The following is a 20,977-nucleotide window of genomic DNA, read 5'->3' as shown; positions in this document are numbered from 1 at the left end:
GCAACTAGCTATGTTGATAAATCCATTGACTGGTCTTTGTTAAAGATTTCTCCAAATCAGACTCCTGAATATTCCACTTTTGAATCAAAGTTTTTAGTTCAGAAACATTCAATGGTTCTGTTCGAATAAAATCCAACATTTCTTCAGACATTTCTAATTTCTGCGCCAGCCATTTCCATTTCAAAATCATTCTTAATAAATCTAACGAAACATATCGAGTTGGAGCTTTTTGACCCACTTGTGCAGCCATAATATTAAACATGTCTGCAAGCGTTAAACGTTGTTCATGAGCAACCAATAATTCAGATCGAGCTAAACGAGTTTCAGTCGCTGCATAACCTATTACTTTGACTAAATAATCAATACTAACCAAAGGCAAATAATGTTGTGGTGTTGCTGGAATTGCACTCATTTTCTTTCGCTTTAATAGACTAATCATGTGTGCAATCGGTTGATTAACTGGTATTTCCCCAGTGACTTCATCACTAATCACCGTTGCAGGATGAATAACGGTCCAGTCTAAACCCAAGCTTTGCGCTTGTTTAATCCACGCATAATGCGCTTCGATCTTAGAAGCTTCATATGTACCTAATTGCTGATAAACCCATTGCCAATTGGTTTGTTCAGGTTGATCAATACAGACACCAGCTTGGCGTAAATGATCTTGTAATGTCAGCATATAACCAGACACATGTACCACACGTACTAGATCACAATGTTGATTTACACAGGTTAATAAATTCAAAGCACCTTCTACATTTACCTTTCGTCCTTCACGCATACTCAGATTCCATGCAAACAATGCACTTGCGTTATATAAGATATTGACTGTTGTAAGTTTCTCCCAGTCTTTTGGATTAATTGCCAGATCTTCTTGCGTAATGTCCCCTTGAATGAATCTAAGCTGATCAAATGCGATATTTTTATTTTTTAACCAGTTTTCCATATCTTTTTGCTGCTTTGCTCGATCACGAACAAGTGCGAAGACCTGATGGCCTTGACTAAGTAATTCAGCAATGAGGAAACGTCCAATAAAGCCTGTTGCTCCAGCCACTAAAGCGATCTGAAACTGATTAAATTGGGTTTGCTTATTCTCCACCTTTATAACTCCTATTTTTAAAGATAGGTATAGGCTAAAGGATGGAGTACACTCAAAGGTCAAGTAGTTTTTATCACAGACATATAATAATGGTGACCTCATGTTGATTGGAGAATTGGCAAAACAAGCCCAGTTAAGCAGAGATACGATTCGCTTCTATGAAAAAATAAAATTAATTCAATCTATTACACGAAATAATGGATATAAAGATTATCCCGAGCAAACACTGCAGCAATTACAATTGATTCGTACCGCTAAGCACCTAGGTTTTTCATTAAGTGAAATTCAACAAATTCTACAAATGACTGAACAAAATGAAATTCCAGCCCCTCAAGTTCAAAATATCTTTCAAGAAAAACTAAACATGATTGATGAAAAAATTGCACAGTTAAATCAAATTAAAAATATGCTCAATCGATTTACACAAGGCGAAGCCTGTCCCTTAAGAAGAGATTGTACAGTTCCCCAAATAGATTGATTCATTTCAACCCAATACCTAATCACATCGTTTTCATGCTGATGATCTCTGTCTTGAAAAACTTATAATTTAAAATACGATCACCCTTGTGACTGAATCATTGAGCTAAACCAGTTTTGTTCTCACAAGATCATTTTTGCCTCAATCATGATAAGGATTAAAACGAACCAACTGCTTAAAACCACTTTGAACTACCATCGCTGTACGCGATTTTGATCGAACAAGTGCTTCATGTTGGGTAAATTCAATCATCTGCTGATTAAAGTCCAAGCGCGGATATTGTGCATATAATTGTTGTCTAAATTGCGTAGAAAACTCAAAACCCCGACTTCCAATCACATCACAACTGGCTGCTTGTTGCAGTAAATGTGCTTCGATCCCTTCATGAACCGCAACATAAGGATTCATGTGCATACTGATCACATCAAATAATTGCTCAACACGTGGTGCTTGCCATCCTTGCACTAAAGACCAGTCCTTTGCAGCATAAGCCCCCTGTCCTGCAAAACAACGACAATTTTCATGATGCTGATAATGCGGTTCCGTCATCCCCAAGTCATGTAGTAAACACGAGACTGCCAATAACTCCCCATCATGGCTCAAGCCTTGTAACTTGGAGAATGCCACAGCGTAATACCATGTTCGTAAACAATGATTCTGCAAACTCACTGAACTACAGGATCGCATCTTTTCGATCGCCTGTTTGACATCACCACTATCAGGCAAATGTAAATCCTCTACACTCAAAAACTGCCGAGCGTTCAGCTTAGAATGACCTGCTAACGCATACATCTTGATGCTTTGTTTAAGTACTGGGAATAGGCTATGACGTAATAAAGCCATCCGATCTTTTAAAGACAAATCACCTGAAGTTTGAGCCATCCATGCTTGTCGACCAATCTGCATTTTTATCCACCTATAAAATTAGAGTAATTACTCTAATTTTTAGTTTTACTGTAAATTTTTCTCCATGTCAAAGTGATCTGAGGTATTGTTCTGATAGAAGTTAAAGTAGTTTTTTTAAATGTTGCTCTAACCAGTCAATAAAGTCTTGGAAATATTTTGGGCGATATTGTCGATCCGTCAGCAAAATATTTACAGGCAATTCCAAGCATGGAATATCTGAAAAGAGCCGCTGTAATTGTCCTTGCTCCACATAAGTTTTCGCATCAAATTCAGGGATCTGAATCAAGCCGAGGCCAGCTAAACCTGCTTGAATATAGGCTTCTGTATTTTCAACCAGTAAACGATAAGGCATGTTAATCCGATGATTTTGAAATGCTAACTCACTCCGTTCTCGATAATGTTTTGCCACATGGTAATCCACAGCAAAATGCCGTTCTAACGCATCAAAATACTTCGGCTCACCATATTCCGCCAAATATTGTGGCGATGCCAAAGTCCAGATTTGCGTCTGTTTAATCGGTCGAATCAGTAAATATTCATCCTGAACCTGCCCAACGCGCACCACACAGTCCAGTTGTTGTTCAATCAAATTTGAAAAATCATCGCTGCCATTAATCAACACTTTGACTTTAGGATAGCGTTGATAAAATGCGGATAGATGAGGAATCAACACTTGTGTTGCCAAGCGTTTCGGCATACCAATACTGATCTTGCCCTCTTGACTACGCACCTGTGTTTTAAAACGATTTAGCTCTTTAAGCTGAGCGACCAGACGTATCGCCTCCTCATAAAACAAACTGCCTTCATGCGTTAATGCAACTTTTCGGGTAGTTCGATAAAACAGTAATACTTCATATTCTTTTTCCAAAGCTTGAATCGCATAAGTCACATTTGAACGAGGCAAACCCAATTGCAGCGCGGCTTGAGCAAAAGACTGTTTCTCAGCCACCAGACAAAAAATCTTTAAACGTTCAATTTTATCCATTTTATTGTTCAACTTTCTTGCACAATCAGTTCAATACTAACAACTATTTCAAACAAATAAATTCAATTAGGATGTTTTTTATGCAAAAACAACATGAGGAATAAAGCAATGTCACAACATGATCTGAAAGGAAAAACCGTACTGATTACCGGCGGTGCAAAAAACTTAGGTGGATTAATTTCCCGTAAATTTGCTGAACAAGGAGCAAATTTATTGATTCATTACAACAGTGCCGCAACACAATCAGATGCTGAAGAAACTTTACAAGCAGCACAAGCACTGGGGGTTAAAGCAATCTTGGTACAAGCAGATTTATCTAACATCCAGAACATTGAAGACTTATTTGTAAAAGCCAAAACAGAGTTTGGCGGTATAGATATTGCAATTAATACTGTCGGACGTGTGCTCAAAAAGCCGTATCTAGACACCACTGAACAAGAGTTTGATGGCATGAATGACATCAACAATAAAATTGCCTATTTCTTTATTCAATCGGCTGGCCGCCATCTCAATCCAAATGGGAAAATCTGTACCATTGTCACCAGCTTACTTGCCGCTTATACAGGTCTTTATTCAACCTATGAAGGATTAAAAGCCCCTGTGGAACACTACACACGCGCTGCATCGAAAGAGTTTGGTGAACGCGGTATTTCTGTTACTGCTGTTGCTCCTGGCCCGATGGATACACCATTTTTCTACGGCCAAGAATCACCTGAAGCAGTGGCGTATCATAAGTCAGCATCAGCGTTGGGCGGTTTAACCAAAATCGAAGATATCGAACCACTGGTACGTTTCTTAGTCACTGATGGCTGGTGGATTACTGGACAAACCATTTTCGCCAATGGTGGGTACACCACGCGTTAAGGCATTCGCAATAAAAACTGGGAGCATAATCTATATGCTCCCAAGCTTTTAATTTAACCAAAACACCAATCCATAAAAACATGCCAAACTCAAAATAATCGTCAACAAGGTATGACGGACTTTATACGCAATCAAAATCGTTAAAATCGTCGCCAGAAAATAAGAATTCAATAAAGTTTCACGAAATACGCCATGTTCATCCATAAATACAATCGGTGTTGCAATAGCCGTCAACAAACACGGTGCGGAGTATTGCAAAGATTGTTGAAACCATTTGGGTAAACGCAAAGGCAGATTCGGCTCGAGCAAAATATAGCGATTCATAAACACCACCAATGCCAGAATAATCAGGACAAACCAAGTCATGCTTTACGCTCCCGAAAATTCTGTAAGCAGGTTGCTGTAAACATTCCAATCACCCCTGCCATAATCGCCGCACTTTTAAAGCCTAAACTTAGGAATACCACCGTTAAAGTGACTGAAACGAGTACACCAACCAAAGTATTTAAGTTTTTTATAAATGGAATCACGATTGCGATGAACGTCGCAACGATGGAAAAATCGAGATGATATTGGTCTAAATTGGGAACAGCGGAGGCTAGAAAGACCCCACAAATACTAAATAATACCCAACACAAATAAAAGCAAAGCCCAGCACCAAGCAGATAATGAATATAATGCGGTTGCTTTTTAATACTCACTGCAAACAATTCATCCGTCAGCAAAAAGCCCAACATTAACCGATCTTTTAAAGGTTGCTTAGAAATATCTTCACGTAAATACAGTGCATATAAATAATGCTGCGTGGTAATCAGAAAAACGGAAATGATAATGGTTATTGCAGGTGTTCCTGCCATGACTAAACCTAAGGTCATCAATTGTGCAGCACCAGCAAAGACCAGTGCCGACATCCCAATAGCTTGTAAAGTCGTAAGCCCCGCTTGAATCGCCATTGAACCTGCCAGCAAGCCCCACGGTAATACTGCAAAACACAACGGCAGTATCTTGATTGCGCCATTCAAAAATGCCCGTGATTCGGACATCTGCGTATCATCTATGCTTTCACCTAACATTTACATCACAACAGTTCATTAAAAACCTAGTGACTATGCCAAAAATCAACCGCTGGAGATTGCATAAAATTGCTATTTTTATTTGAGGTAAGCGATATAACCGCCCGGTGTAAGTCCAAAAGTTTGACGGAAATGTCGACTAAAATGACTTTGATCCGAGAAACCACACTGCTGCGATACCTCGGATAAATTCAAACCTTGTCTTAATAATTTTTGTGACTTCTGTAAACGTGCTTGGATCAACCACGCATGCGGAGAGAGTCCGATATGCTTTTTGAATTGACGTAAGAAATGCCACTGACTCAAATTTGCCATTTCCGCCAATTCGATGAGTGAAAACTCTTGCTCAGGCATACTCGCCATTAATTCTTTAATACTTAGAATGCGCTGTTTGGTATTACTCAAATCTGCGGCAAGTGGTTTAGTTTGACTATACTTTGACACCAACCAAGCAATCGTAGATAAGAACAAGGTTTGTTTGAGCAAGGTATTATTCGGTTGTTCAAGTAAATCAAAGAGTAATCGGAGTTGCTGTGCTAAACCTTCATCGTGCAACACTGCTTCTCTAAACCACGGTGCTGTGCCGTGTAAAGTGGTGAGATCGCGGGTTAATTCATGGAAAATTTCAGGCGTCGGATAAATCGCGCGATAACGCCAACCTGTTTCGACGGCTGATGAGCCGGTATGCACCTCATCTGCATTCACTAAAATAATATCGCCTTGTGGTGCGACATGGTTGCCACCTGTGCGATAGAACCGTTGTGCACCCTCTTCAATCACACCAATACAAAATCCTTCATGAACATGCCGAGAGAACTCCTGCTGAAAGTAACTGGCTTTCAACATTTCTAAACCACCGAGTTCTTCGAGGTGTAAGTAATCGACTTGTTCACGAGGTCTACGTGACATCACGACCTCCTTTGGATTTTTGCATCAAATCAGGTTAACGCAATGGGATAAGATTTATAGAATAAAATTGCTGTTTTATCTTCCATTATCAATCTATCACTTAATCCGACCAAACAAAAAACCTTCCCGAAGGAAGGTTTTGTAAGTGGGCTAGATTAGATTATTTAGATCCTTTAATGCCAGCTTGTAATAACAAGGCACCCAAACCACCAATTTTTTGCTCTTGTGGCTTGTCATTTTTTGGCTTGTTATGTTGCGGACGCTTAAAGTCACCGTCTTTACGTGGTGGACGTTGACCTTGTGGCTTACGCTCTGAACGTTCAGGACGATCCTGCTGTGCACGTTGCTGGCGTGGTGCTTTAGCAGGCGCAGAACCTTCTGCACGCATACTCAAGTTGACGCGATTACGCTCCACATCCACCTGCATCACACGGACTTGCACGATTTGACCTGGTTTCACCACTTTATGTGGATCAGAAACAAATTCATTTGCAAGTTCAGAAATATGCACTAAACCATCTTGATGTACACCCACATCCACGAATGCACCGAAGTTGGTCACATTGGTCACTACACCTTCAAGCTGCATGCCTTCAGTGAGTTGAGCAACTTCAGTAATGTCTTCACGGAACTTGGCAGTGCGGAATTCTGGACGAGGATCACGACCTGGTTTTTCCAATTCTGCTAAAACGTCTTGAATGGTTGGTAAACCGAATTTGTCATCAACAAACTCTTCTGCTTTCACTTGACGAATGATTTCAGTATTGCCAATGATGTCTTTTACCGTGGTTGCTTTTGCTGCAACGATTTTTTCGACTAGACCATAACTTTCAGGGTGGACTGCTGACGCATCTAATGGTTCAGAACCATTTTGAACACGTAAGAAGCCTGCTGATTGTTCAAAAGTACGCTCACCTAAACGTGGTACTTTTTTCAACGCTTGACGGTTATCAAAACGACCATGCTCTTTACGGTATTCAACGATTTGCTGTGCAATCGCTTTGTTCAAGCCTGCAATATATGCCAAAATCGCTGGAGATGCGGTATTTACATCAACACCGACCGCGTTCACACAGTCTTCAACCACAGCATCCAATGTTTTTGCTAAACCTGTTTGATTCACATCATGCTGATATTGACCAACACCAATTGATTTAGGGTCAATTTTTACCAGCTCAGCCAATGGATCTTGTAAACGGCGCGCAATTGAAACCGCACCACGGATTGACACATCAAGTTCTGGAAGCTCTTGTGCAGCCAGTTCACTTGCAGAGTAAACTGATGCTCCTGCTTCACTCACAGTGATACGTGTTAATTTCAGATCCGTGTTTGCTGCCATCATTTCTGCAACCACTGCTTCGGTTTCACGACTTGCGGTGCCGTTACCAATCGCAATAAGTTCCACGTGGAACTCTCTGCATAAACGCGCGAGTTCGGTAATAGAACCTTCCTTGTCTTCTTTCGGTGCGAAAGGATAAATGGTGCTGTGTGCCAGAACATCACCCGCATCACTCACCACAGCAAGCTTCACGCCTGTACGAATACCAGGATCCACACCCAATGTCGTGCGGCTACCTGCTGGTGCAGAAAGTAACAAATGGCGTAAGTTTTCTGCAAATACATCCATCGCTTCAGCTTCAGCAGCCAAACGCTTATCCGTGAGTAATGAGTGCTCAATTTGTGGACGTACTTTACCCAGCCAGAATAGTTTTGCAGTTTGCTTCAAATAATCATGACGGCTTTGTGGTTGAATTTGTTCAAGATTATACTCAGTCTCAATACGTGCTAATGGTGCATCATCTTCACCATCCACTTTTAAGCCTAAGACATTTTCTTGACGACCACGTAACATCGCCAATAAACGATGTGAAGGTACTTTGTTTAAGTTCTCTGAAAACTCAAAATAATCACGGAATTTCTTACCGACTTCTTTCTTCTCTTCAGAAGCCACTGCACTTTTCAAGACCGCAGTTTTAGCGAAGGTTTGTTTTAATTCAGTGGTCAACGCAATATTTTGCGCCCAATCGTCAATCAAGATATGTTGAATCGCATCCAGTTGGCTTTCAACATCTGGATAATCTTCATGGCTAAAACCAGCCAATGCTTCGGTTGGGTCAATTTGTTCAGCAATAATTTTTTCTGCGATCGGACCTAAACCCGCTTCTTTTGCTTTAAAAGATTTACTGGTGCGTTTTGGTCGATATGGCGCGTAAATTTCTTCTAATGCATTTTTGGTTTCTGCCGCATTAACACGTGCCAATAAATCATCACTTAATTTATCTTGTTCTGTTAAAGACTGAATCACTTTTTCACGACGTTCGTATAAATCACGCAAATACGTTAAACGTGTATCGAGTTGGCGCAATTGGGTATCGTCTAAGCCTTGTGTGACCTCTTTACGGTAACGTGCGATAAAAGGAACACTGGCGCCTTCATCAATTAAACGAATAGCAGCTTCTACTTGGTTTGGACGTACGGCAAGTTCATTTGCCAACTGCTGAACTATGTCAGTCATCGTGATTGATTCCACAAGGGTTAAGTCTAAAAGCACTGATTATAAAGTCCATGACCATAAAATCCACTATTGTTTTTTTAAAATATTGTGCACAGGCCCCATTCTTTTCTGAAAAAGCCTACAGTTTATGCTAATTCACCAATGTTTCTAAAATACCGTGCTTTTTTTGCCTATCTATTGAAAAATAGATTGATTGTCATAATTTTACCTGTATATATTTGGTATCTTTCTCTTGATTTTATTGGCAATATTTGTTGCTTTATAACATAGTCAAATCTGTGCAATGAATCGTATACTCGTGGGTCTACGGATACTTCATAATTGAATTATCAATACTTCATATAGCATTGCATAAAGACGATGACAATAAACGATAAAGGAGCACAGCATGAGTTTAGTTGTACCTGCCGAATCGACGGAAACTGTTCAGCATGAAACAGACCGCGTCGAACGCATTTTAGTGGTCGATGACGATGTGCGTTTGCGTACGCTTTTACAACGCTTCCTCGAAGACAAAGGTTTCGTCGTTAAAACTGCCCATGACGCAACACAAATGGATCGTTTGCTACAACGCGAATTATTCTCGCTGATTGTTCTTGATTTTATGTTACCTGTTGAAGATGGTCTCAGTATTTGCCGTCGTTTGCGCCAATCCAATATTGATACTCCGATCATCATGCTGACAGCACGTGGCAGCGACTCGGATCGTATTGCAGGCTTAGAAGCGGGTGCTGATGATTATTTACCAAAGCCATTTAACCCAAATGAGTTACTTGCACGTATCCGCGCGGTGTTACGTCGCCAAGTTCGCGAAGTTCCAGGCGCACCGAGCCAACAAGTTGAAGTAGTCAGCTTTGGTCCGTGGGCACTTGATCTATCTACCCGTACCTTAACGCGTGAAGGTCAGGTCGTCACCTTAACCACAGGTGAATTCGCAGTATTAAAAGCATTGGTTCAGCATCCACGCGAACCCTTAACCCGTGATAAGTTAATGAACTTAGCCCGCGGTCGTGAATGGGGTGCCATGGAACGCTCAATTGACGTTCAGGTTTCTCGCTTACGCCGCTTAATTGAAGACAACCCTGCTCGTGCTCGCTACATCCAAACCGTTTGGGGTGTAGGCTATGTATTTGTTCCAGATGGTGCTGAATAAGTTCAGGAAATTTAGACGTTGAAACTTGAACCTATCGACCCACAAGAGTTTACTGATTTCGTGGCCTATTCAGAGCGGCCACGGACCAAATGGGAACGCTTTTTAGATAAAATCAAACCTCGTTCCGCAGCCATGCGTACCACGATCTTGGTACTGCTCATGGTTTTTTTCAGTCTTTTTATGTCGTTATGGTTCTTTTGGCGTACCTTATATTTACCTGAATTACAGCAACATGCACGCTATCTCGCAATTGAACTTGAGCTCGTTAACAATCCTGATATCCGTATTTTGCATCGTGATACCGAAGTCGATGTGGATACATGGCTTAAAAATCGGATCGGCATTGAATACATTACTGATCCTAAAGAGTTTCCAAAAGTTGAAGATAAGTTTCTAGCTGAACTATTCACCAATCAAATCGAGGAAAAACTAGCCAAAGAATTAGGTGTAGATGACGTTACTGTCTATTTTAAATTTAAACCGATTCCAAGGATCTGGATTCAAACCCCAGAAATGAATGGCAACTGGGTACGCGAGCCATTAAAAACCTATGCCAACTACAGCGTTGAACTGATCGCAACGTGGCTATTTGGTGTGCCGATTCTTTCTTCGATTATTATCCTTATTTTGGTTCGTCAGATGAATCGTCCATTACGACGACTACAAAATGCGGCGAATACCTACAGTAAGACGGGCAAAGCCCCTTATTTAGATACCAATCACGGCCCACTGGAGATTCGTCAGGTCAATCAAGCTTTTAATCATATGGTGTATACGCTTGAGCAGACCGAACGTGATCGTCAAATCATGCTTGCAGGTATCTCACATGACTTACGTACACCACTAACACGTATCCGTCTCACCGCGGAAATGTTACCTGATGAGTTTCTGCGTGAAGGTCTGGTATACGATGTCGATGATATGGATGCGATCCTAAATCAATTCATCTCGTATATGCGTGATGGTTCGGATGAGGAACTCAGCGACACCAATATCAATACTTTATTACAAGAACTGGTGGTGCAATTCCAGCCTCTCGACATCCAGTTTGAAATGCAAGAATTGCCGATTATTCCTGCACGCAGCTTGTCATTAAAACGATTGATTGCAAATTTATTGAATAACGCTAAACGCTATGGCTCAGAACCAATTGAACTATCAGCAAGCCATGTCGATGACCATATTCTGATTACTGTTGCGGATCATGGTGAGGGTATTCCACCGGATCAAGTTGAAGAACTGATGCAACCTTTCGTTCGTGGTAATTCGGCACGAACAATCCAAGGTAGTGGGCTCGGATTGGCAATCGTGAAACGAATTGTGGATATTCACCAAGGTCAGATCAATATTCGTAACCGTGAACAAGGTGGTTTAGAAGTCGTGATTTCATTACCGATCCCATCACCTGAATCAGATGAACCACAAAGTAATACTATTGATAAAATTAGACAAACACTAACAGGGCACTTTTAATCAGACAATTTTTGATCAAATATATTGTTATTCACCTTAGACCTTAGCCTAAATTCAATACACTTTTCACATTTTAGGTCTAAAATCCATTGCTGATAAAAAGCAACATTGAGAATGGATGATGTCACTAAGTCGCATTCGCCTTCACAGCCTACATAACAAAGTTATGAGTGCTGATGAGGCTTCCAACTTTATTGAAAATGATATGACAGTTGGCATGAGCGGTTTTACGCGTGCAGGTGAGGCAAAAGCCGTTCCGCAAGCACTAGTCAATCGCGCCAAAAAAAATCCGTTAAAAATCACATTAATTACCGGTGCAAGTTTAGGCAACGATTTAGACAAGCAGTTGACTGAAGCAGGTGTCTTGGCGCGTCGCATGCCCTTCCAAGTGGATAGCACCTTACGTCGTGCCATCAACAATGGCGAAGTTATGTTTGTCGACCAACACTTATCTGAAACTGTTGAACAGATGCGTAATCAACAGCTTAAACGTCCAGATATTGCCATCATCGAAGCGGTTGCGATTACTGAACAGGGACATATCGTTCCGACCACGTCTGTGGGTAATTCGGCAAGTTTTGCGATTTTTGCAGAAAAAGTAATTGTCGAAATCAATACCTCATTAAGTGAGAACTTTGAAGGTTTACATGATATTTATATCCCAACCTATCGTCCAACACGCACACCAGTACCGCTAACCCAAGTCGATGATCGTATTGGCTCTACAGCGATCCCGATTGATCCCGCTAAAATTGCAGGAATTGTTTTCAATGATACGGCGGACTCTCCATCCACAGTGACTGCACCAGATGTAGAAACACAGGCGATTGCAAATCACCTAATTTCATTCTTTGAAAAAGAAGTTGAAGCGGGGCGTTTGGCTAAAAATTTAGGGCCATTACAAGCTGGCATTGGTTCAATTGCCAACGCTGTGCTAACGGGTCTAAAAGACTCTCCATTTGAAGATTTAGTCATGTACTCAGAAGTACTTCAAGACTGTACTTTTGAACTCATTGATGCAGGGAAAATCAAGTTTGCCTCAGGCAGCTCGATTACGCTTTCTACAAAATGCGGCGAACGTGTTTTTGGTTATTTGGAACAATACAAAGACAAGTTGGTATTGCGCCCCCAAGAAATTTCAAACCATCCAGAAATCGTACGACGTTTAGGCATTATTGGGATCAATACTGCGCTTGAGTTTGACATTTATGGAAACGTAAACTCAACGCATGTTTGCGGCACAAAAATGATGAATGGAATTGGAGGTTCAGGTGATTTTGCACGTAATGCACACTTGGCTATTTTTGTGACCAAGTCCATTGCTAAAGGCGGTGATATTTCGTCAATTGTCCCTATGGCAAGCCACGTCGATCATTGTGAACATGATGTAGATATTTTAGTGACCGAGCAAGGATTAGCAGATTTGCGAGGCTTAGCACCACGTGAACGTGCACGCGTGATTATCGATCATTGCGTACATCCACTGTATCAAGCAGCATTGAATGACTATTTTGATCGTGCTTGTGAGCGTGGCGGGCATACGCCCCATATTTTGCGTGAAGCGCTGTCATGGCATGCCAACTTTGAAGAAACAGGCCATATGCTCAACGCTTTTCAAGTCGCTAAAACAGCTTAAAAACAACCTCTACAATAAAGAAGTCCTACATAGCGACTTCTTTTGTATTTAGCGTTATTCGATAGCATTCACCCTCGAAATCATCAACAAAACCAACAAACTTAGAGTTTACTGCATCTATAAACAGATACACGCTTATAAAATCTCAACAATCCGATAACTTGCCTGAGCAATCGGCTTAAGTTGATCATGCATTTGATAAACCTTGACATCATAAGTACCTATTTGCCATCCGGTTGGAGGCGCAGCACTTACCCAGTTCTGGGAAACATCTTGAGTAATCTTTCGTGGCGTAAACATCAACACTTCGCCAGTGTCACGGTTTAACCAACGAATAAATATTTGCTCATCCGCGGGGAACTTACCCAAAGTATCAAAATGCGCAAAAATACTCTGATTTGAATGGATCTGACTCAAATCCTCAGAGATTTGCGGCATCACAGGGGTACGTCCTAACACTAAACGACCAGATAAAGTCTGTTGATCATTATGCGAACTCAATTCTTCTAAAGCCCGTTGAGCAAACAATTTTTTATTTTGGATCGCAGTGAAATCCTGTTTGGGAAAAGCTTTATTTAAATATTCATCGATTTGCTGTTCAGATGCATGTTCAATAATCTTAGACACTTGTTCGCGTTGCTGCTCTGACAAGGTCTTAATTGATGATGCTGCGCTGTTGGTTATCGGTGATGGCACTGAAGCGACGATTGCTTGTAAATCGTTAACGACCATCGATGTACTCTTTGCATGTTTATCGAGTGGCGCAGATGAAGGGATGATTTGCTTAAAATCAGCCACTAAATACCCTAGACCAAAGCCAACGACTAAGAACAAAATATATAAATACTTTTCCATGATGGACCCCAAAATTAAAGGTGAGCGCGTCACCTTTAATTTTCATCAATATATTTAATGAGTAAGTTAGCTACAGCTCACTTTAATGCCATTTAATACGGCGCTACCCTTACTAAATGTTGCGCCTTCAGCAATTACTTTCTGTTTGGTATGACCTATGCCTGTTAGCATTTTCAATGCAGTTCCAGAACAGACATTGGTTTGTTGCGCGTTACCAATGGTTGCGATACATCCATTTTCAGTCGCTTTGACTGTGCCAGCCCCTGTGACACACTGTGCAGTAATCACAGCACCCGGTGTTGAGGTCTCACAGGCGGTACAATCGTTATTATTTTCACACGCATTGGCAGCAGACTGCGATTTACAAACATAGGTCACCCCATTTTTAGTAATGGTTTTAGAGAAAGAAGAGTTAAAATCATCACCATCTCCTCCTCCACATGCCGTTAAAGCACCTAACAATAATGCAGCAGTCGCTAATTTGATTTTGGATAACATATTAAGGCCTTTATCATTTTATCTAATTAAAAGTTTTGTTTGTTTGAGTTGTTGCACTCAAGTTTTTAATTCCGCACGCTTATTATTTTTTGAATTCACATCGTTTCACATAAGCATACTCAGCGAAATACAAGCCGAAGATTAGCTCAAAGATACATGATTAATCAACAAAATAAATTAATCAAAGGGTTAAAAATCATTTTTCTAATATCAGTCAAAGCAATAAAAAAAGCCCCAAACTTTTGTTTGAGGCTTTTTGAATATGGTGGCGTGACCCAGGATCGAACTGGGGACACACGGATTTTCAATCCGTTGCTCTACCGACTGAGCTATCGCGCCAATGGCGTGTATTAAGCCGTATCTAGCCAAAATAGTCAATCAATATCATGAGCTTTTGATTTAAATGCTTATTTTTCAGACAAGCACTAGGCAAAAAAAATCCCTGATGGGATCAGGGATTGAAATTTGAATCTATGGTGGCGTGACCCAGGATCGAACTGGGGACACACGGATTTTCAATCCGTTGCTCTACCGACTGAGCTATCGCGCCAAAGTGGGCGTATTAAACAATGTTTGTCAAAATCCGTCAAGTATATTTATGGATTTTTCGATTGAGCGCTTAATTTTACTGCAACCCATTATCCAAGCGATTTAAATTTTACCAATATGCGATAAGCAACGATGAATTGCACCACACCCTGGTTCAAACAATTTCACCCCTTGTTCTTCCTCTATACGACACACCTCTTCTACAAGGCGTTCTGCCACACCACGACCACGATTTGCAGGATGCACCACCACATATTCCAAAACACGGCTTTCACCTTGTCCTGTCACCCAAATTGCACCTATAATTTTGCTGTTAAATTCAGCGGTATAAACTGTGGTATATTGCTGTAGATTTTGTTCAAGTTGCTCCATTGCATCTTGCCCATCACCAAACTCTGGGCTGGTGTCATAAAGTCGCTCTAGCTGGGTGCGAATTCCTAGATTTTCTAGTGAACTGTAAGCATGTACGCTAATAGGCATTGATTAACCCTCCTGAGCAAACTATGATGCTGTCACTTTTTCGTCACAGCGAAACTATTGGTTTTTAATTCAATCATTTTTGACGTTTTTTGAGGAACGTGTCCATGACGCAACGTATCAGTGAAGTGGTAAGAAATACCAACGAAACAAAAATTCGAGTTCGTCTCAATCTCGATGGTACTGGTCAAGGCACACTCAACACTGGAGTTCCATTTTTAGACCATATGATTGATCAAATCAAGCGCCATGGTCTATTTGATATCGATATTCATTGCGATGGCGACTTAGAAATCGATGATCACCATACTGTTGAAGATTGTGGAATCACCTTGGGACAAGCCTTTGCTCAAGCTTTAGGCGATAAAAAAGGTTTAAAACGCTACGGTCATTTTTATGCACCTTTAGATGAAGCCTTATCTCGTGTTGTGGTTGATCTTTCTGGTCGCCCTGGTTTGTTTATGGATATTCCATTTACTCGCGCACGTATCGGAACATTCGATGTCGACTTATTCTCAGAATTTTTCCAAGGTTTTGTCAATCACGCACTGATGACCTTGCATATTGATAACCTGAAAGGTAAAAACAGCCACCACCAAATTGAGAGCGTGTTTAAAGCATTGGCACGTGCGTTACGTATGGCATGTGAAGTAGATCCTCGTGCGGAAAATACCATTGCATCAACCAAAGGTAGTTTGTAATGACTCGTATTGCTTTACTTGACTATGGCATGGGCAATTTACATTCTGCTGCGAAAGCACTCGAACATGTCGGTGCAACTGTTGATGTCACTAATGATCCTAAGTTAGTTGCGAAAGCAGATAAAATCGTATTTCCAGGTGTAGGCGCAATGCGTGACTGTATGCAAGGCATGCACGAAGCTGGAATTGATGAAGTGGTCCGTCAGGCTGCTTTTAACAAGCCTGTTCTCGCAATTTGTGTAGGCATGCAAGCCTTATTGCAAACATCAGAAGAAAATGGTGGTGTGGATGCACTTGGAATTTTTGATGGTGTGGTGAAGCATTTTCCAGAAATGCCAAATTTAAAAGTCCCTCACATGGGCTGGAATCAAGTACATCAACTTGACCCAAGCCATCCGATGTGGAACAACATCGAACAAGATGCGCGTTTTTATTTTGTCCATAGTTATTATGTTGAACCAAATGACTCGTCAGTGATTGCGGCAACTTGTGATTATGGGGTGAACTTCTGTACTGCGATTCACAAAGATAATTTATTTGCCACTCAATTCCACCCTGAAAAAAGCCATACCGCTGGTTTGCAGTTGTTGAAAAACTTTGTGGAATGGAAGATTTAATTCTTTTCAAAATATTTTTTAAATATTCAAAATCAAGCCACTTTATGTCGGCTTGATTTTTTTATAGGCTTTTGTATTTATTTTCAATTATTTTTTGCTTATTATGCAAACGCTTTGAATAAAAACCAAATAAGTTATCTTTTAAAAATTTAATTTTAAAAAATCAGCGACTACAGGAAAATAAAATGTCATCTCAACTTCAAACAAATGATTCGGGTTTTAGTGCAAGTGGACGTTTTGGCCGACTATCTTATTTAGGCTGGAATATGTTACTCACAGTCTTCGTATTCATTTTAGGTATTATCGCTGCAATATTTATCCCTGCTTTTGATACTTCATCAACAAGTTCAGCTATATATATCTTAGGTGGACTCTTTGTTATTGTTTACATAGCCATGATCTACTTCAGCTTCGTTTTTTCAATTCGCCGTTTACATGACCGCAATCAAACAGGCTGGCTATCACTTTTAATGCTTATCCCATTAATAAACTTCTTATTTTTCATTTATTTAATTTGTGCGAAGGGCAACCCAGATTCTAATACATATGGCGCTCCTCGTATCACGAAAGGGTGGGAAAAAGTATTAGCATGGATATATATTATCCTTTTACCACTTAGTATTGTATTTTTAGCGGCTACTGCAATCCCAGCTTATCAAAGTTATGTTGAGCGAAGCCAACAAATTCAAATGCAATATCAACAGTACGACGCTGAATAACATTCTTTATCACCACTTCACCCAGCCAAGCTATGATGCTTGGCTTTTTTATGAACACAAATTCTAAAGAAAGATGCAGTCGTCTAACATCCAAAGCTTAGCGATTGAACAATACTTTGCTAATATGTAGCCAATTTAAACTCCATGATGGCGCAAGGAGCGAAAGCATGCTAATCATCCCTGCAATTGACCTGAAAGATGGCAAATGTGTTCGTTTAAAACAAGGTCGTATGGAAGACGATACCGTTTTCTCTGATGATCCTGTCGCAACAGCACAGCACTGGGTCAATGAAGGTGCACGTCGATTACACTTAGTTGATTTAAATGGTGCTTTCGCAGGTACACCGATTCATAAACCAGTTGTCGAAGCGATTGCGCGTGCACAACCTGAACTTCCAATTCAGATCGGCGGTGGGATTCGCTCACTCGAAACGATCGAGCACTATTTAGAAGCGGGTGTCTCGTTTGTGATTATTGGAACTAAAGCAGTTCAAGATCCTGCGTTCGTGGACGAAGCATGTAAGCGTTTTGCAGGTCATATCATCGTTGGTATTGATGCAATCAATGGTATGGTCGCAACTGATGGTTGGGCAAATGTCACCGATGTAAAAGCCACTGATTTAGCGAAACGTTTTGCAGATGCCGGTGTATCTAGCATCGTTTACACTGATATTGCACGTGATGGCATGATGCAAGGGGTCAACGTAGAGCAAACCGTGAACCTAGCGCAATATTCTGGCTTACCGGTGATCGCTTCAGGCGGTGTAACCAACCTAGATGACGTGCGTAATTTAAAAGGCCAAAAAGGCATTTTAGGCGCGATCACAGGACGTGCGATTTATGAAGGTACATTAAGCCTTCGTGATGCTCAGTTATTGTTGGATGAAGATCGTTTATAATTGATCAAGAGCTCTAGTGATTTAAATAATGGCTAGAGCTTTTTAAGCTTAAATGTTATCCTTGTACCGATTTTTATCTTACTCTCCAATTTTATAATGACACTTACGCCACCCTAGTTTTTACAGCCCCCTTTTGTAAATAACTCATCACTGTCTAGTGATGTGGTGTAGTCGTGTGTTTGTTATATATCACATCACTAGCCTTTTATATTTTTAATGAAATAGGCTATTTCTATGTTTTCCAATGTACGAGAACAATGGTTCTCTAATATCCGTGGCGATGTGCTGGCGGGTCTTGTGGTCGGCTTGGCCCTGATCCCCGAAGCGATTGCATTTTCCATCATCGCGGGTGTCGATCCCAAAATTGGTTTATACGCTTCTTTTTGTATCGCAGTCGTGATCTCATTTGTCGGCGGAAGACCGGGCATGATCTCCGCTGCCACAGGTGCAATGGCCTTACTTATGGTCACTTTAGTCAAAGAGCATGGTTTAGAATATTTACTTGCTGCCACCATCCTGACTGGAGTGATTCAAATCATTGCGGGTTATTTAAAACTGGCAAAGTTAATGCGATTTGTCTCCAAATCTGTGGTGATTGGCTTTGTGAATGCGCTTGCTATTCTCATTTTTATGGCGCAGCTTCCTGAACTGATTAATGTGACTTGGTATGTGTATGCCTTGGTTGCATTTGGTTTAGCAATCATCTATTTATTTCCTTTACTGCCGAAAATCGGCAAATTAATTCCTTCTCCATTGATGTGTATCATCATCATTACCCTGCTCGCGATTAGCTTCGGTATTGATGTTCGCACCGTTGGGGATATGGGGCAATTACCAGATACCCTTCCAGTATTTTTGTTACCTGATATCCCTTTAAACCTTGAAACATTGACGATCATCTTGCCCTATTCGATTGCACTTGCGGCAGTCGGTTTACTTGAGTCCATGATGACCGCCACGATTGTGGATGAAATGACAGATACGCCGAGTGATAAGTTTCAAGAGTGTAAAGGTCAAGGTATTGCCAATATCGCTTCAGGTTTTATGGGGGGTATGGCAGGTTGTGCCATGATTGGGCAATCCATGATTAACGTCAAATCTGGTGGTTTAACACGGTTATCTACCTTTTCAGCAGGTGTTTTCCTTCTGATTTTGGTGGTATTTATTAGTGATTGGCTGAAAGTTATTCCAATGGCGGCCTTAGTTGCTGTCATGATTATGGTCTCAATCAGTACCTTTGAATGGAAGTCGCTCACCAGTTTTAAAGAAAATCCGCAAAGTAGTAACATTGTGATGATCGCAACCGTGATCGTTGTTGTGGCAACCCATAATCTTGCACTTGGGGTACTTACTGGTGTGCTGCTTTCTGCCTTGTTCCTTGCCAATAAATTGGAAAATGATATTCGTGTAGAACGCCACCTCGAAGGCTCAACCCGTGTTTATGATCTCAAAGGACAGATCTTTTTCAGCTCCGCAGAAAAGTTCATGCAGGGTTTTGACTTTAAAGAAAATATCAATGACGTCATTATTGATTTAACCCATTCTCATATTTGGGATGTCACCTCTGTGGCAATGTTGGATTCTGTGGTCAATAAGTTCCAAAGAAACGGGGTCAATGTCACAGTACGAGGGTTGAATGAAGCCAGTTCAATCATGATTGATAAATATGGAACACATGCAAAAATCTAACTCTTATCTCCCCCAATTGGCACTTATTTTGATTACCGTCATTTGGGGCGGGACATTTCTAGCGGTGCAATATGCACTGAATTTTAGTACGCCAATGTTTTTTGTTGGCTGTCGCTTTGCAGTGGCGGCATTCGCAATCCTCCTGATTTCATTAAAATCAATGACAGGCTTAACCTTAAAAGAAACCTTTGCAGGTACAGCAATTGGAGTCATGATCGCAATTGGCTATGGAACACAAACCATTGGTTTGCAAAGTATACTCAGTAGTGAATCCGCCTTTTTGACGGCATTGTATGTCCCCTTGGTTCCAATTTTAATGTGGATTATTTTTCAGAAGCGCCCTGCTTTGATGACATGGATCGGCACAGCTTTGGCATTTATCGGTTTGGTGTTGCTAACCGGTAATGGTTTTTCGAGTATCACCTTGAGTTATGGACAAGTCCTGACCTTGATCTGTGCATTTGTGATTGCCTTAGAAATTATCTTGATTGGCTTTTTTGCTGGCAAGGTCAATTTAAGACGTGTCACTGTTGTCCAACTCATCGTTGCCTCGGTTTTGTCATTTGCTTGCATGCCGCTTGTTGGTGAACATCAACTTCCTGCATTTTCATGGCCACTGGTCTTTATTGCCGTTGGCTTAGGACTTGCAAGCGCATTGATTCAATTTGTTATGAACTGGGCGCAGAAAATGGTTGATCCAACACGTGCTGCGATCATTTATGCGGGTGAACCCGTTTGGGCAGGGTTATTTGGACGCATTGCTGGTGAACGTTTACCACTGTTGGCTTTGTTTGGTGGATTGCTCGTAGTTCTAGGTGTATTGATCAGTGAATTGAAATTTAAATTCTTTGAAAATAAAAAAGAGAGCTAAAAAGCTCTCTT

General features: G+C 40.9%; 21 protein-coding genes and 2 tRNA genes. 11 read left to right on the top strand and 12 right to left on the bottom strand.

Features of this window, described 5'->3' with window-relative positions; translation table 11 throughout:
- Positions 1–4: 4 nt before the first annotated feature.
- Positions 5–1,099, bottom strand: a complete 1,095-nt coding sequence (locus DS737_RS01115) for an SDR family oxidoreductase (protein ID WP_113996576.1) — start codon at positions 1,097–1,099, stop codon at positions 5–7.
- A 100-nt stretch (positions 1,100–1,199) separates the two neighbouring features.
- Here DS737_RS01115 and DS737_RS01110 point away from each other — a divergent pair, with 100 nt between their 5' ends.
- On the top strand, positions 1,200–1,577 hold the full coding sequence (locus DS737_RS01110; protein WP_005088550.1) for a MerR family DNA-binding protein: 378 nt from the start codon (positions 1,200–1,202) through the stop codon (positions 1,575–1,577).
- Positions 1,578–1,718: 141 nt separating this feature from the next.
- Here DS737_RS01110 and DS737_RS01105 read toward each other — a convergent pair whose 3' ends face one another.
- Entirely contained in the window at positions 1,719–2,483 is a 765-nt protein-coding gene (locus DS737_RS01105) for an HD domain-containing protein (RefSeq protein WP_113996575.1), read from the bottom strand.
- 100 nt (positions 2,484–2,583) lie between these two features.
- Positions 2,584–3,468 (bottom strand): LysR family transcriptional regulator, encoded by an 885-nt coding sequence (locus DS737_RS01100; RefSeq protein WP_113996574.1) that lies wholly within the window; start codon positions 3,466–3,468, stop codon positions 2,584–2,586.
- A gap of 108 nt (positions 3,469–3,576) precedes the next feature.
- Between DS737_RS01100 and DS737_RS01095 the strand changes: the two genes are divergently transcribed.
- On the top strand, positions 3,577–4,332 hold the full coding sequence (locus DS737_RS01095) for an SDR family oxidoreductase (RefSeq protein ID WP_113996573.1): 756 nt from the start codon (positions 3,577–3,579) through the stop codon (positions 4,330–4,332).
- 48 nt (positions 4,333–4,380) lie between these two features.
- Here the strand turns inward: DS737_RS01095 and DS737_RS01090 are convergent, their stop codons facing one another.
- From DS737_RS01090 to DS737_RS01075, 4 genes are all read right to left on the bottom strand, one after another.
- Positions 4,381–4,698 (bottom strand): AzlD domain-containing protein, encoded by a 318-nt coding sequence (locus DS737_RS01090; RefSeq protein WP_113996572.1) that lies wholly within the window; start codon positions 4,696–4,698, stop codon positions 4,381–4,383.
- Positions 4,695–5,405: an AzlC family ABC transporter permease gene (locus DS737_RS01085; protein WP_075314511.1), complete on the bottom strand. Its 711-nt coding sequence runs from the start codon at positions 5,403–5,405 to the stop codon at positions 4,695–4,697. Before DS737_RS01085 ends, DS737_RS01090 begins: the two co-directional genes overlap by 4 nt.
- A 78-nt stretch (positions 5,406–5,483) precedes the next feature.
- Positions 5,484–6,314 (bottom strand): AraC family transcriptional regulator, encoded by an 831-nt coding sequence (locus tag DS737_RS01080; RefSeq protein WP_113996571.1) that lies wholly within the window; start codon positions 6,312–6,314, stop codon positions 5,484–5,486.
- Positions 6,315–6,474: 160 nt separating this feature from the next.
- Positions 6,475–8,829, bottom strand: coding sequence for a Tex family protein (locus DS737_RS01075; RefSeq protein ID WP_113996570.1), 2,355 nt, complete (start codon positions 8,827–8,829; stop codon positions 6,475–6,477).
- 388 nt (positions 8,830–9,217) lie between these two features.
- Here DS737_RS01075 and ompR point away from each other — a divergent pair, with 388 nt between their 5' ends.
- The 3 genes from ompR to DS737_RS01060 all read left to right on the top strand — a co-directional run bounded on the left by ompR (position 9,218) and on the right by DS737_RS01060 (position 13,091).
- Positions 9,218–9,982, top strand: coding sequence for an osmolarity response regulator transcription factor OmpR (ompR, locus tag DS737_RS01070; protein WP_004641409.1), 765 nt, complete (start codon positions 9,218–9,220; stop codon positions 9,980–9,982).
- A gap of 18 nt (positions 9,983–10,000) precedes the next feature.
- Positions 10,001–11,455, top strand: a complete 1,455-nt coding sequence (locus DS737_RS01065; protein ID WP_004641411.1) for an ATP-binding protein — start codon at positions 10,001–10,003, stop codon at positions 11,453–11,455.
- Between the two features lie 121 nt (positions 11,456–11,576).
- Positions 11,577–13,091, top strand: a complete 1,515-nt coding sequence (locus tag DS737_RS01060; RefSeq protein ID WP_113996569.1) for an acetyl-CoA hydrolase/transferase family protein — start codon at positions 11,577–11,579, stop codon at positions 13,089–13,091.
- Positions 13,092–13,226: 135 nt separating this feature from the next.
- On the opposite strand, the gene DS737_RS01055 is transcribed toward DS737_RS01060, so the two are convergent.
- From DS737_RS01055 to DS737_RS01035, 5 genes are all read right to left on the bottom strand, one after another.
- On the bottom strand, positions 13,227–13,946 hold the full coding sequence (locus tag DS737_RS01055; RefSeq protein WP_004641416.1) for a hypothetical protein: 720 nt from the start codon (positions 13,944–13,946) through the stop codon (positions 13,227–13,229).
- A 66-nt stretch (positions 13,947–14,012) separates the two neighbouring features.
- Positions 14,013–14,444 (bottom strand): hypothetical protein, encoded by a 432-nt coding sequence (locus DS737_RS01050; RefSeq protein WP_004641419.1) that lies wholly within the window; start codon positions 14,442–14,444, stop codon positions 14,013–14,015.
- A gap of 263 nt (positions 14,445–14,707) precedes the next feature.
- Positions 14,708–14,783 (bottom strand) — tRNA-Phe (locus DS737_RS01045).
- Between the two features lie 135 nt (positions 14,784–14,918).
- Positions 14,919–14,994 (bottom strand) — tRNA-Phe (locus DS737_RS01040).
- Between the two features lie 101 nt (positions 14,995–15,095).
- A complete protein-coding gene (locus DS737_RS01035) occupies positions 15,096–15,473 on the bottom strand; it encodes a GNAT family N-acetyltransferase (protein WP_004641423.1) in 378 nt (125 codons plus the stop codon).
- A gap of 104 nt (positions 15,474–15,577) precedes the next feature.
- Between DS737_RS01035 and hisB the strand changes: the two genes are divergently transcribed.
- The 6 genes from hisB (at position 15,578) to DS737_RS01005 (ending at position 20,966) form a co-directional block, all read left to right on the top strand.
- On the top strand, positions 15,578–16,171 hold the full coding sequence (gene hisB, locus DS737_RS01030; RefSeq protein WP_002116767.1) for an imidazoleglycerol-phosphate dehydratase HisB: 594 nt from the start codon (positions 15,578–15,580) through the stop codon (positions 16,169–16,171).
- Positions 16,171–16,788, top strand: coding sequence for an imidazole glycerol phosphate synthase subunit HisH (gene hisH, locus DS737_RS01025; protein WP_004641424.1), 618 nt, complete (start codon positions 16,171–16,173; stop codon positions 16,786–16,788). Before hisB ends, hisH begins: the two co-directional genes overlap by 1 nt.
- Before the next feature lie 185 nt (positions 16,789–16,973).
- Complete coding sequence (locus tag DS737_RS01020) at positions 16,974–17,507, top strand: DUF805 domain-containing protein (RefSeq protein WP_113996568.1); 534 nt, start codon at positions 16,974–16,976, stop codon at positions 17,505–17,507.
- 167 nt (positions 17,508–17,674) lie between these two features.
- The gene (gene hisA, locus DS737_RS01015; protein ID WP_113996567.1) at positions 17,675–18,406 is read left to right on the top strand and encodes a 1-(5-phosphoribosyl)-5-[(5-phosphoribosylamino)methylideneamino]imidazole-4-carboxamide isomerase; all 732 of its coding nucleotides are present in this window, start codon (positions 17,675–17,677) and stop codon (positions 18,404–18,406) included.
- 234 nt (positions 18,407–18,640) lie between these two features.
- Positions 18,641–20,095 carry a SulP family inorganic anion transporter gene (locus tag DS737_RS01010; protein ID WP_113996566.1) on the top strand — a complete coding sequence of 485 codons (1,455 nt, stop codon included), beginning with the start codon at positions 18,641–18,643 and terminating at the stop codon, positions 20,093–20,095.
- Positions 20,082–20,966, top strand: a complete 885-nt coding sequence (locus DS737_RS01005; RefSeq protein ID WP_113996565.1) for a DMT family transporter — start codon at positions 20,082–20,084, stop codon at positions 20,964–20,966. Before DS737_RS01010 ends, DS737_RS01005 begins: the two co-directional genes overlap by 14 nt.
- Positions 20,967–20,977 lie beyond the last annotated feature (11 nt).

Source organism: Acinetobacter haemolyticus (genome assembly GCF_003323815.1).
Taxonomy (GTDB): Bacteria; Pseudomonadota; Gammaproteobacteria; order Pseudomonadales; family Moraxellaceae; genus Acinetobacter; species Acinetobacter haemolyticus.
This window is presented reverse-complemented; position numbering and strand designations above follow the sequence as displayed.